Below are 12,060 nucleotides of genomic sequence, written 5' to 3'. Positions count from 1 at the left end.
TATACTCAAACTCAACTTATGCAGCTCATCTCCATCGCGCGCCTCATTCCCGCCATTCGAATTAGCGGACCCATCGCGCGCATGAAAAACTGAGCCAGCCACAACCGGATTCAGTCAGCTTCAGGGCCACCAGCGCGCAACCGCCGCCGGTGGCCTTTTCATTTTCAGCGTAACCAGCTAAACGGAGCGCCATGTACAGCCCAAAATTCAACCGCGTCGACGACCGCGCCACACTCCTTGAAGCAATGCAGACCTGGTCCTTCGCTATCCTCTTCGGCCCCAGCGGACAAGAGCCAATGACCGCCACGCATCTGCCTCTCGTAGTGAAAGACGAAGGCGAACACGGCCTCATCGAAGGCCACTTCGCCAGCGCCAACAAGCACTGGTCCAGCCTCACAGGCCACGAAACGCTGGTCATCTTCCCCGGCCCGCACACCTACGTCACGCCGTCGCTGTACATAGAAGAACTCTCCGTTCCCACCTGGAACTACATCGCCATCCACGCCTACGGCACGCTCGAAACCATTGAAGACCAGGACACCAAAAAACGCCTCGTCGAAGAACTCATCACCAAACACGATCCGCAATACCTCGACCGCTGGCACGCACAGCCCGAGGGCTATCGCCGCACCATGCTCGCCGGAATCACAGGCTTCCGCATTCCCATCGCCCGCATTGAAGGCAAATTCAAAATCAGCCAGAACCGCACCGCCGAAGAGCGCCACACCATCCAAGCCGCACACGCCGCCGGCACAGACGACCAGCGCGAACTAGCCCGCTGGATGACCCGTCTCATTCCCAATGTCGAATCCGGACTCGAAGCCGATCCGAAAGCAGGAAAAGCATGACCGCAGCTCGGCGAGTAGAAATCTTCGACACCAGCCTCCGCGACGGCCTCCAGCAGCCCAACCTCGAAATCTCCGTTCCCGCCGCCGTTCATCTCCTCGAACGAATGGGAGCCTTCGGCATCCACTACGAGGAAATCGGCTTCGCCGGCGCCAATCACTTCGTAACCCAGCTAGCCCACGCGCTTCAAAACGCCAACACCGGCGCAATGAAACTCGCCCTCTTCGGCCGAACCCGTGGTCGCAACATTCAAGTCGCCGACTGGCCCGACCTCCGCTTCATGCTTGCGCACAAAGGCCGCATCTCCACCGCCGTCATCGTCGCCAAATCGCGCCTCCTCGACGTCCAGCGCTCACTCGAAACCACCCCCGAAGAAAATCTCCTCATGGTGCGCGAAACCATCGCATATCTACAGGACCACGGCCTCGAAGTCATCGTCGATCTCGAACACGCCATGGATGCCTTCTGCAGCCGCGAAGAATTCGGCCAGCCTTCCACGCCGGATTTCGCCAGCCAAACACTCACGCACTTCCACGCCCTCGTCGATCAATGCGCAGCACAATCCGTCTCCCGCATCGTCATCTGTGACACCAACGGCGGAGCCGGCCCGGAAGAAGTCTCCGCAATCTTAACGGACCTCACCACTCGCCACCCGAACACAAAATTCGGCTTCCACGGCCACACCGACCGCGGCCTCGGAGTAGCCAACGCCCGCGCCGCCATCCTTGCAGGAGCCATCCAGGTCCAGGGCACGCTCCTCGGCACCGGCGAGCGCTGCGGCAACGTCAACCTCACCACCGTCATCGGCAGCATGCAGCTTCGCAACGAAGCCGAATTCATCCCCGCCACATCCCTCACCGGCCTGACCAGCCTCGCGCACGCTGCCTTTGATGCATTCTCACTCGACATTCCCCACAGCACGCCCATCGTCGGCCAGGGCGCATTCAGCACCTGGGCCGGCATGCACGGCAGCTCTGAGCGCAAGCATCCCGGAGCCTATCTCTGGTGCGATCCCGCCCGTGTCGGCGCAGCTCCCGCCATCGGCGTCAACGCCCACTCCGGCAAAGCCAACGTCCATCTCCTCTCGGAGCAGTTGGGAGTCAAGCTCAATAACATTCAAGCCCAGGAGTTCATTGACACCAACGCCACCATGATCGACGGCGGCGGCTTCACCGCCAGTGAAGTCTCCTTCCGCCTCGCCTGCATGAAGATTCTCGGAACCCTCCCCGATCTTTTCGCTGTCCGCACCTGGCGCGTCTTTGACGAGTCGGACGAATCCGGCAAGCGCTACGTCCAGGCCTCCATCTCTCTCGCCATCAACAACGCCATCATCACCTCCCGCGCCGAAGGCGAAGGCCCTGTCGATGCCCTCACCCGCGCCATGCGCCGCGAGCTCGACAAATGGTATCCCGATCTCCAGCGCATGCGCCTCGGCCGCTTCTCCGTCACCGCCATCGACGTCTCCGCCCTCGACTCCGCAGCCCGCGTCCGCGTCACCGTCAGCTTCACCGCCGACAGGCACGACACCCACACAACCGAATCCTGGACCACCGCCGGCGTCTCATCCGACATGAACCAGGCCGCCCTCAACGCCATCCTCGACGGCTTCCATTACTGGCTCTTGAAAACCAGGGCAGAAGTGCCCGATGCTCTAGTCCCAAAGTCCCTCAGTCCCTCGGTCCCATAGTCCACGCAACCCTTTACTCAAACGAGCCGCAAAAGATATACTCATGAAGTCACCTGCGGAGGTGGCGAAATTGGCAGACGCACTAGCTTGAGGTGCTAGCGCCGCAAGGCATAGGGGTTCAAGTCCCCTCCTCCGCACCAAGAAATCCAGAGCGCTCATCAGGCGCAGTTTTAAGAGAAAGCACCCTTACATGCAGATTCTTCTTTACTTCGTCATCGCAATCCATGTGGTTGCTTGTCTCTTTTTGATCGGTGTCGTGCTGCTCCAGCAGGGCCGCTCCGCTGATCTCGCTGGCGCCTTTGGCGGTCAGGGCTCGCAGACAGCCTTTGGCCCCCGTGCCGCCGCAAACATCTTTACGCGCCTCACCGCCTGGGCAGCCGTCATCTTCATGCTCACCTCGCTGAGCCTGACCATTCTCTATGTGCGCTCCATGCACTCGCGCTCAGTCCTCGACGGCACAACTCAGTCCACGCCTGCAAAAAAGTAGCCTCAGGCATGTTTCACAGCAAAGGCCGCGCTAGACGCGGCCTTTGCTGTTTGTCCTCGCATTGTCCCAGCCTGTAACCGGAGTCACGAATTGATCCTCGAAACTTTCGCCGTCGGCCCCCTGCAGTGCAACTGCACCATCCTCGGCGACGAGGAAGCCCACGAAGCCATCGTCATCGATCCCGGCGATGACATCTCCCGCATCCACAACCGCCTCACCGAACTCGGCCTCAAACTCAAGCAAATTCTCGTCACGCACGCGCATATTGATCACGTCGGCGGCGCGCTCAAGCTCAAACGCCTCACCGGCGCACCCATCCTGATGAATGAAAATGACCTGCCTCTGCTCCAAATCATGGACCAGCAGGCCGGCTGGCTCGGCATGGAAACCCCGGAGATCGCCCCGCCCGATGAGAGCCTCAAAAACGGTCTCAATGTCGGCCTCGACAGCTATCCGGCCCAGGTTATCTACACGCCAGGGCACACGCAAGGCTCAGTCTGCCTGCATTTCGCTCCGCTCAAAATGATCTTTGCCGGCGACACACTCTTTGCCAGATCGATCGGGCGCACGGACCTGCCCGGAGGCAACAGCCGTCAGATCCTGGACTCCATCCGCACTCATCTTCTCGTCCTGCCAGAAGATACGCTCGTCATTCCCGGCCACGGCCTCAACACAACCATTGGCGAAGAGCGCGAAATGAACCCTTTTCTGCAACCCTGGACACGCTGATCATCTAAAAATCATATGCTTATAATTCAATGATTTTCGAGAATTTCTTCAACTATCTATTTAAGCGCATCGCCCATTTTTTACCTTCCTGAGTCTTGCCTAAGTAGTTAAGTAACCGGGTTACTCCCGTGCCAAACTCAGCCTCCGGACCCAGCAGACTCACCACCAGCCAGCCGGCTTCCGGCATTCCAAAAAAATATCCCGGATGCACCCACACACCCTCATCCAGCAGCTCGCGCACGGTCTGCTCGTCAGGTTTAATCGCCGCAATTCGCAAAACGGCGTACCAGCCGGCTTCTACACTTAGCCGTCTCACTACCGGCTCTAGCGCAAGTTGCCGATCCAGCTCAGCCAGATTTGCCTGTACTCTCCACCGAATCTGCTCCTGAATTCCCTGCCGTTCTTCCAGCCACCTGCCCATGGCCCACTGCACCGGCGCATTCATTGAGAGAAAGGTATCGGCAATCACCTCCAGCCGCTCCATTGCAGCCGAGCGCTGCGGCCCCGTCGCAATAACCCACGCCGCCTTCATCTGCGGCAGCCCGACAATCTTGCTCAGCCCGCTCACCACGTAAACCGGCACACCCTCCAGCCCCCGCGCAAAGCTGCCCTCCGCACCATCCAGCATCGGATAATCCAAAAACACCTCATCCACAATCAGGCTCAGCTCAAACTCCCGGCAAAGCCCGGCGAGCACATCAGCCTCCCACGGCTTCGTAAAGTGCCCTGTCGGATTATTCGGATGCACCAGCATAATAGCCCGCGTCTCAGCCGTAATTGCCCGCCGAAATCCCTCCGCATCAATCTGCCATCCGTGGTCATATACCAGCGGAACATTCTTCAGCCGTACATCGTCCAGCACGGCCAGAAAATCGAACAGCGGGTACCCCGGCTGCGGCGCCAGAATCTCCGTCCCCGGATCGCACAGCAATCGAAAAAGATAGCTGTAAGCCTCACTTGTGCTCGTCGTAAGAACCACTTGCTCCGGCTCCCCGTACACGCTGTGGTCCGCATAATACTTGCAAACCGCCTCCCGCGCCGAGCGCAGCCCCAGCGGATGCGGATCATAATCCTGCGCTCGGTCATCCTCAAGCGCATCGAGCAGCGTCGCTCCGTAATCAAACCCGCACCGCGTCGGATTGGAAGCCGTCAGATCCGCAACAGGCAGTCCCGCAGCCACACGCTCCCGATGCGCCCGCGCCAGCGCACTCTCTTCCGTGTTCCATTCCGTTCTCTTTGAAAACCGCATTCAGCCGCCCTGTAACCTCCTGCTCACGCCCGTCAGGCACAATAAGAACAGGCGTCCTTTTTCACCATACACGGATGCCGATACAGGAGACTCGATTGGCTCTGCGCGCGATTGTATTCGACTACGGAATGGTTCTCACCGGTCCCCAGGACCCAGCAGCACACGCCGAACTGGTCCGCCTTATTGGTCTTCCCTTCAATCGCTTTGAGGAACTCTACTGGGCTGACCGTCACGCCTACGATGAAGGCAAGCTCACCGGCTTTCAGTTCTGGCAGAAGCTCGTCCGCGAAGGCGGACTTACCCGCTCCCAAGCCGAGATCCAGCATCTCATCTTCCTCGACGGGCAAATGTGGTCCACAGTCAACGACCGTATGGTCGCCTGGCAAGTGCAGCTCAAAAAGCACGGCCTGCTCACCGGCATTCTCTCCAACATGGGTGACTCCGTGCTTGAAGCCCTGCTGGCCACCCACTCCTGGATCGCCAACTTCGATGTCCACGTCTGGAGCTATCAGTTGCTCATGGCCAAGCCTGACCCAGCCATCTATCGCCACATCCTCGCTAAACTCGGAACGCAGCCCGAAGAAACCCTATTCCTCGATGACAGGCTCGAAAACATCGTCGCCGCGCGCGATCTCGGCATTCAAGCGATTCAATTCTCAAACGCAGACACGCTCCGCCAGGAACTCATCGCCGCCGGCCTCGATGCCGAACTACCACTGCCCTGATGAGAATGACTTCCCAGGTGATAGACCAGACCGCCGCTGTACATCGCGGAGTCAAGCCCCGGATTGCTCGGCACGATAAAGCCATTCGAGAAGTGCATATAGTTAAAGCCCATCTGCCCATCCCAACGCGGCGACAGCCGGAACTGCGCCCCGAAGCCGATCTTTAGGCTCCACTCCATATACGACGACTGCGAAGAGAGCGCCTTCTCGTTAAACCCCAGCACGCCGCCCTTCGCTATCAGGAATGGCCTGAAGCTCTTGCCGTCACGCCATAGCAGCCGTGTGCCGATGGGCATAATGCCAATCCCGTAGAGTGTCTCGTGATCTTTGCTCGCCGGGGTTCCATAGACAGTCTGCTTCGTCGGTTGACGCAACACTACGATCGGCTGAAATTCGGCGGCATAATCCAGTCTCGCTCCCAATGCGCTGCCCCAGGAATGCCGGTTGTACTCGATGCTCGCAAAATCCAGATAGCTCCACCATGAGTTGGCAAAAATATGAAAGTGGCCAAAAGATCCCTGCCCCATAAAGGCCAGTTCGCTCTCCGGCCGCTCGCTTTGCGCGGGCGCAGGCTGGCTATCCATTCCCCCTGAATTTTCGTCCGGAGCTATCGCCGACATGGCTCCCGTCTCCGCGGCATCATTCTGACCGAATGCGATTCCGCAAGAGAGCGCGAACGCCATAACTTCAAGCAGAATCAGATGCCTTTTTATAGGCGAAAAAATACTATATGCGAAACCCGGCATTATGCCCTCCTGCTATAGCCGATTGCACTGTAACGGGTACGTGAAATCTAAAACCAGTTCAGAAAAATCGTTCCGTAATGATGGGATGAGATTTCCGGCATATAAGAGGGCTGGATAGAATGAATTACTAATTTTTACCGGTATCGATCTATTCGAGAATCGCCGCTGCTTATATCTGAGACCCAATGGGCCATGAACGGGGCGCAGTTCCCGGCAATGTCTCAGTTTGCAATTGCTTTGAAAGGGCACGGCTTCAACTTTAGGAGTGCCGATCAATAGTGAGCGCTCTGCCGGAATACTGGTCCACCGCGGACACAGCCTGGAAGACGGCCGCCGGCGCGCGCGAGCTCAGTATCGTACAGCGATCACCGCCTACACGCCACAGTCAATTAACCAAAGGCCGCAAGTTGCAGGCGGCAGCGATCCACCTGTCGCCTGTAACCTGTACTCATGTCCGCAGTTCTCTACGCAGCCACCACCAACCAGGGCAAACTCCGCGACTTCTCCACCGCCGCACAGGCATTCGGCATCGAAATCGAACCCCTCACCATCCTGGCCACCATCCCCGCACCCGAGGAAACCGGCGCAACCTTTAAAGAAAACGCCATCCTCAAAGCCATCTACTACTCCCGCTTTGCTCCATCTGAAATCGTCCTGGCCGACGACTCCGGCCTCGAAGTGGAAGCCCTCAACGGCGCTCCCGGCGTCCGCTCCGCCCGCTTCGCCTCCGACGCCGGCCTGGCCGACTCGCCCGACGCGCCCCTCGACAACACCGACGTCTGGAACAACATCGTCCTTCTGCAACATCTGGCCGGAGTTCCACCCGAAAAGCGTAAAGCGCGCTACTACTGCGTCCTCGCCGCCGCCCGCAATGAAGAAATCCTCCACATCGCATCAGGTTCCGTCGAGGGCATCATCCTCGAAGCCCCACGTGGAACCGGCGGCTTCGGCTACGATCCGCTCTTCTACTTACCCGAACTCGACCGCACCATGGCCGAAATCGATCTCGAAACCAAGCTCTCTCTAAGCCATCGCGGACGCGCCCTTCAGGCTCTCCTCAAGCTGCTCTCACCCAATCCGAAACCGCACTGATTCACAAGCTGATACGCTGCGTGCTCGCCGTCGCCTCCAATGCTTGACGATCATAAGTCGCGTTTCCAATAATCTTTACGGTACTGTCAAGCGCAATTCTGTCTTTCAATCCGGTACGCAAGACACGAGCCTCATCCGCATCTTGCCCCTCAGCAATTCCAGGAAGCTCGAGTCCCAAGCAGTTCGAATCTAGGAGCCGCATCTCAATGGCGACCACCAATCATCCCGCCGCGCCCAAACTGACCCAAGGCGTTCAGCCCATCCGCGCCGCCCAGGGAAACTCCTTCCTCTGGCGCAAGCTGCACTCCCTCCTCGGCGTAATCCCCATCGGCGCCTTCCTCGTCGAACACCTTCTATCCAACTTTGAAGCCCTCAAAGGCCCCGCGGCCTACGCCGCACAGGTCAAGTTCCTCAACGGGCTGCCGCTCGTCCGCGTGCTTGAATGGACCTTCATCTTCCTGCCCATCGCCTACCACGCCATCTACGGCATCTTCATCTGGCTCCGCGGCAAGTCGAACGTCGTCTATTACCCCTGGGCCGGCAACTGGATGTACGTCGCACAGCGCTGGACCGGCCTCATCGCCTTCATCTACATCGGCTACCACGTGGCTACGCAGCGCTTCATGGGCACCAGCCTCCCGGAAAACCCCGGCGCATCCTTCGCAAAAGTCCAGCATGAGCTCGCGAACCCGCTCATCCTCGCGTTCTACGTCATCGCCATGATCGCCATCTGCTGGCACTTCGCATACGGCATCTGGCTCTTCGCCGCCAAGTGGGGCATCACTCCCGGCGTCAAGTCACGCCAGCGTTTCGGCTACGTTTGCGCCGCGCTCGGCGTCATTCTCGCTGTCATGGGCCTCTGGAGCATCGCAGCCTTCGTCACCGCGCCACCCGCCCCAGACAACGTCCCGGTATCGCAACTCTCTGCCCCGGCAACGGCCACTGACCTCTGACCCCTGATCTCTCGAAAGGCTTTCAATGGCATCACCCAGAATCATCGTCGTCGGTGGAGGACTCGCGGGACTCTCCTCCGTCATTAAAATCGCTGAAGCCGGCGGCAGCGTCGATCTCTTCTCCATCGTGCCCGTCAAGCGCTCCCACTCCGTCTGCGCCCAGGGCGGCATCAACGCAGCCAAAGACCTCAAGGGCGAGGGTGACACCACCTGGATCCACTTTGACGACACCATCTACGGCGGCGATTTCCTCGCCAACCAGACCCCCGTCAAGGCCATGTGCGAGGCCGCGCCCGGCATCATCGACCTACTCGACCGCATGGGCGTGCCCTTCAACCGCACCTCCGAAGGCCTGCTCGACTTCCGCCGCTTCGGGGGCACGCTCTACCAACGCACCGCCTTTGCCGGCGCAACCACCGGCCAGCAGCTCCTCTACGCGCTCGACGAGCAGGTCCGTCGCTTCGAGTCCGAAGGCAAAGTCAAAAAGTATGAAGGTTGGGAGTTCCTCTCCGCCGTCCTCGACGGCCAGGGCGTAACCCGCGGCATCACCGCCATGGACCTCCGCTCCATGGAAGTCCGCGCCTTCCCCGCCGACGCCGTCATCATCGCCACCGGCGGCAACGGAGCCATCTTCGGCAAATCCACCAACTCCGTCGTCTGCACCGGCTCCGCGCAATCCGCCGTCTTCCAGCAGGGCGCCTATTACGCCAACGGCGAATTCATCCAGGTCCACCCTACCGCCATCCCCGGCGACGACAAGCTGCGCCTCATGTCCGAGTCCGCTCGCGGCGAAGGCGGTCGCGTCTGGGTCCCGCGCAAATCCGGCGATCCTCGCCCCTTCAAGCAAATCCCCGAATCCGACCGCTGGTACTTCCTCGAAGAGTGGTACCCCAAGTACGGCAATCTCGTCCCGCGCGATGTCGCCACCCGCGCCATCTTCAAGGCGGTTTACGAGTACGGCCTCGGCATTGACGGTCAGCCAATGGTCTACCTCGACCTCACGCACATTGACCGCGCAACACTGGACAGCAAGCTGGGCGGCATCCTCGAAATCTACGAGAAGTTCGTCGGCGACGACCCGCATGAAGTGCCCATGAAGATCTTTCCCGGTATGCACTACACCATGGGCGGCCTCTGGGTCGACTTCAACCAGATGACCAACATCCCTGGCCTCTTCGCCGTCGGCGAGTGCGAATATCAGTACCACGGAGCCAACCGCCTCGGAGCAAACTCGCTCATGAGCTGCATCCACGGCGGCTTCATCACTGGCCCCATCGCGCTCAAATACGCCAAGAGCCTGCCCGCCGTAGAAGGTGACGGAGGCGCAGCCGCCGAAGTCCAGCGCCAGAAGGAAATCAACAAAGCCCTCATCACCAACCAGGGCAACGAAAACCCCTTCAAGCTCTGGCGCGAGCTCGGCAACACCATGACCGAGCACGCAACGGTCATCCGGTACAACAAGGGCCTTCAACAGGCTGACGAAAAGATCATTCAACTCATCGATCGCTTCACCAAGGTGAATCTCAGCGACAAGAGCCAGTGGGCCAATACCAGCTTCGCCTTCACCCGCCAACTCGGCAACATGCTCGAACTCGCCCGAGTCATTGTTCAAGGCGCATTCCTCCGCGACGAGTCCCGCGGCGCACACTACAAGCCTGACTTCCCTGACCGCAACGACGAAAAGTTCCTCAAAACCACCAAGGCCAGCTACACCGGCACAGTCGAAGGTCCAAAGTTCGAGTACGAAAACGTGGACACACAATTCATCACCCCACGCCCACGCCGCTACGACGCCGCAAAATGACAGAACCGGATTTATACCGGAGGGAGCCGGGGCCTTTAGGCCCCGGAAATGCCGGACAGAAAGAATCGGGGCTTTAGCCTCGGAGATTTTGTAACAGGGCCGGGTGCCCCCGGTCTCGATTTTGAGACCGGGGATACAACAAAGGCTGATCGACAGTTTTGTAACAGGGCACGACTTCAGTCGTGCCGCAAGAGCAGCAAAAAATGATTCCGGGCTTTAGCCCCTGCGTCGCCGGGTGCCCCCGGTCTCGATTTTGAGACCGGGGATACCACAAAGGCTGATCGACAGTTTCATAACAGGGCACGACTTCAGTCGTGCCGAAGGCAGCAAATAAGTTTAGCCCCCGAGGGAACATGGCAACCAAAACCGTAACACTCGAAATCAAGCGTCAAGCCAGCTCCGACTCACCCGCCATCTGGGAAAAATTCGAACTCGAATGGCGTCCTGGCATGAACGTCATCTCCGCCATGATGGAGATCGCGACCAACCCCGTCACCACAGACGGCCGCGAAACCACGCCCATCGCCTACGACTCCAATTGCCTCGAAGAGATCTGCGGCTCCTGCGCCATGCGCATTAACGGCAAGGCCCGCATGGCCTGCTCTGCTCTCGTCGATAACTTCGAGCAGCCCATCAAGGTCGAGCCGCTCTCCAAGTTCCCTCTCGTCCGCGACCTCCAGGTTGATCGCTCCGTCCTCTTTGAAAACCTCAAAGCCGTCAAAGCCTGGGTTCCCATCGACGGCACCTACGATCTCGGCCCCGGCCCGCGCATGTTCCCGCAGGAGCAGGAAGTCCGCTACCCGCTCTCCAACTGCATCTCCTGCGCCTGCTGCATGGAAGTCTGTCCGCAGTTCAACGTCGAAACCGGCTTCGTAGGCGCAGCCACCATCGCGCAGGTCAAACTCTTCAACAGCCACCCCACCGGCAAGGTTCTTGCGGAAGACCGTCTCCGCGCCCTCGCAGGCGACGGCGGCGTTCAGGAGTGCGGCTTCGCCCAGAACTGCGTCGAAGTCTGCCCCAAATCGATCCCGCTAACCGACGCCATCTCAGACGTCAGCCGCGACGTGCTTCTACAAAAAGCCAAAGATCTCTTCCGCAGCTAGCGACTCACTTCCAGAGGATCCTTGAGCGTGTGCGCGCGCCGCTCAAGGGTGCTTCAACATACCCTGTGGAAATCCTGTCAAGCCACTTTTCCGAATATATTTCTTAACTAACTGATTCTAAAGCGCAAAAAACGGCAATAATATACTTGACGCATAATATCTCACCGAGTATCGTAGGATCATCTCCTACACTATGTACCCTTCATTCGGAGAGCGAACTAGACGCCGAGCGCTTCTCTTGGCTTTGCGCATTTGCATTACTATGCGCCTACTACCAGCCGTATGCTGGGAGACTATTCTCCTCCGTCTCTCTTGGTTATCGACTCTCGTTTCCCCTCAATTGCGATTCTTTTTCCGCCGCAAAAATAAATCCGGCTTTGCTTTGTTTTTGTGGGGACTGGGGGCTGCATTGGCGGTAGCTCCCACATCGACCATCATCCCAGAAGACGTTTTTTACTTAGCCTATGCTGCTTTTGTTTTAGCGGGCATTTGGTCTATTGGCGCATTTTGGTATTCAGATTTTCTTTCGATAAACAGGCAAAATCACCCAAAGTCATATAGGTGGTGGGGATTTATAGTCACCTCTTTGTTTGCTGGATTGACTATTTCTTGTGTAACAAAGACCTATACTTTTCAAAT

The 12,060-nt window shown here is 58.6% G+C and carries 12 protein-coding genes and 1 tRNA gene; 11 read left to right on the top strand and 2 right to left on the bottom strand.

The window, feature by feature from the left end; all coding sequences use genetic code 11:
- Positions 1–191 precede the first annotated feature (191 nt).
- The 5 genes from ABSG47_RS17775 (at position 192) to ABSG47_RS17755 (ending at position 3,749) form a co-directional block, all read left to right on the top strand.
- Positions 192–848, top strand: coding sequence for an FMN-binding negative transcriptional regulator (locus tag ABSG47_RS17775; RefSeq protein WP_424171044.1), 657 nt, complete (start codon positions 192–194; stop codon positions 846–848).
- A complete protein-coding gene (locus ABSG47_RS17770; protein ID WP_424171043.1) occupies positions 845–2,533 on the top strand; it encodes a hydroxymethylglutaryl-CoA lyase-like TIM-barrel protein in 1,689 nt (562 codons plus the stop codon). The genes ABSG47_RS17775 and ABSG47_RS17770 overlap by 4 nt, the downstream gene beginning before the upstream one ends.
- Positions 2,534–2,588: 55 nt before the next feature.
- Positions 2,589–2,673: transfer RNA gene (locus ABSG47_RS17765), tRNA-Leu, on the top strand.
- Between the two features lie 50 nt (positions 2,674–2,723).
- A complete protein-coding gene (gene secG / locus ABSG47_RS17760; RefSeq protein ID WP_424171042.1) occupies positions 2,724–3,020 on the top strand; it encodes a preprotein translocase subunit SecG in 297 nt (98 codons plus the stop codon).
- Between the two features lie 90 nt (positions 3,021–3,110).
- Complete coding sequence (locus ABSG47_RS17755) at positions 3,111–3,749, top strand: MBL fold metallo-hydrolase (RefSeq protein ID WP_424171041.1); 639 nt, start codon at positions 3,111–3,113, stop codon at positions 3,747–3,749.
- 52 nt (positions 3,750–3,801) lie between these two features.
- Here the strand turns inward: ABSG47_RS17755 and ABSG47_RS17750 are convergent, their stop codons facing one another.
- Positions 3,802–4,998 carry a pyridoxal phosphate-dependent aminotransferase gene (locus tag ABSG47_RS17750; RefSeq protein WP_424171040.1) on the bottom strand — a complete coding sequence of 399 codons (1,197 nt, stop codon included), beginning with the start codon at positions 4,996–4,998 and terminating at the stop codon, positions 3,802–3,804.
- 95 nt (positions 4,999–5,093) lie between these two features.
- Here ABSG47_RS17750 and ABSG47_RS17745 point away from each other — a divergent pair, with 95 nt between their 5' ends.
- Positions 5,094–5,723 carry an HAD family hydrolase gene (locus tag ABSG47_RS17745; protein WP_424171039.1) on the top strand — a complete coding sequence of 210 codons (630 nt, stop codon included), beginning with the start codon at positions 5,094–5,096 and terminating at the stop codon, positions 5,721–5,723.
- On the opposite strand, the gene ABSG47_RS17740 is transcribed toward ABSG47_RS17745, so the two are convergent.
- Positions 5,648–6,343, bottom strand: coding sequence for an acyloxyacyl hydrolase (locus ABSG47_RS17740; RefSeq protein WP_424171038.1), 696 nt, complete (start codon positions 6,341–6,343; stop codon positions 5,648–5,650). The two genes, ABSG47_RS17745 and ABSG47_RS17740, sit on opposite strands and share 76 nt — an antisense overlap.
- Positions 6,344–6,919: 576 nt before the next feature.
- Here ABSG47_RS17740 and rdgB point away from each other — a divergent pair.
- From rdgB to ABSG47_RS17715, 5 genes are all read left to right on the top strand, one after another.
- Entirely contained in the window at positions 6,920–7,561 is a 642-nt protein-coding gene (gene rdgB, locus ABSG47_RS17735; RefSeq protein ID WP_424171037.1) for an RdgB/HAM1 family non-canonical purine NTP pyrophosphatase, read from the top strand.
- Between the two features lie 206 nt (positions 7,562–7,767).
- Positions 7,768–8,514: a succinate dehydrogenase/fumarate reductase transmembrane subunit gene (locus tag ABSG47_RS17730; RefSeq protein WP_424171036.1), complete on the top strand. Its 747-nt coding sequence runs from the start codon at positions 7,768–7,770 to the stop codon at positions 8,512–8,514.
- A 25-nt stretch (positions 8,515–8,539) separates the two neighbouring features.
- A complete protein-coding gene (gene sdhA / locus ABSG47_RS17725; protein ID WP_424171035.1) occupies positions 8,540–10,318 on the top strand; it encodes a succinate dehydrogenase flavoprotein subunit in 1,779 nt (592 codons plus the stop codon).
- Positions 10,319–10,671: 353 nt separating this feature from the next.
- Positions 10,672–11,421 (top strand): succinate dehydrogenase iron-sulfur subunit, encoded by a 750-nt coding sequence (gene sdhB / locus ABSG47_RS17720; protein WP_424171034.1) that lies wholly within the window; start codon positions 10,672–10,674, stop codon positions 11,419–11,421.
- A 238-nt stretch (positions 11,422–11,659) separates the two neighbouring features.
- Positions 11,660–12,060 (top strand): hypothetical protein (locus ABSG47_RS17715; RefSeq protein ID WP_424171033.1); only part of this gene is annotated, 401 nt, incomplete at its 3' end.

The sequence above is a fragment of the Occallatibacter sp. genome (assembly GCF_049510455.1).
In the GTDB taxonomy this organism is placed as follows: Bacteria; Acidobacteriota; Terriglobia; order Terriglobales; family Acidobacteriaceae; genus Telmatobacter.
The sequence above is the reverse complement of the archived record's forward strand: the minus strand, read 5'-3'. Positions and strand labels throughout refer to the sequence as shown.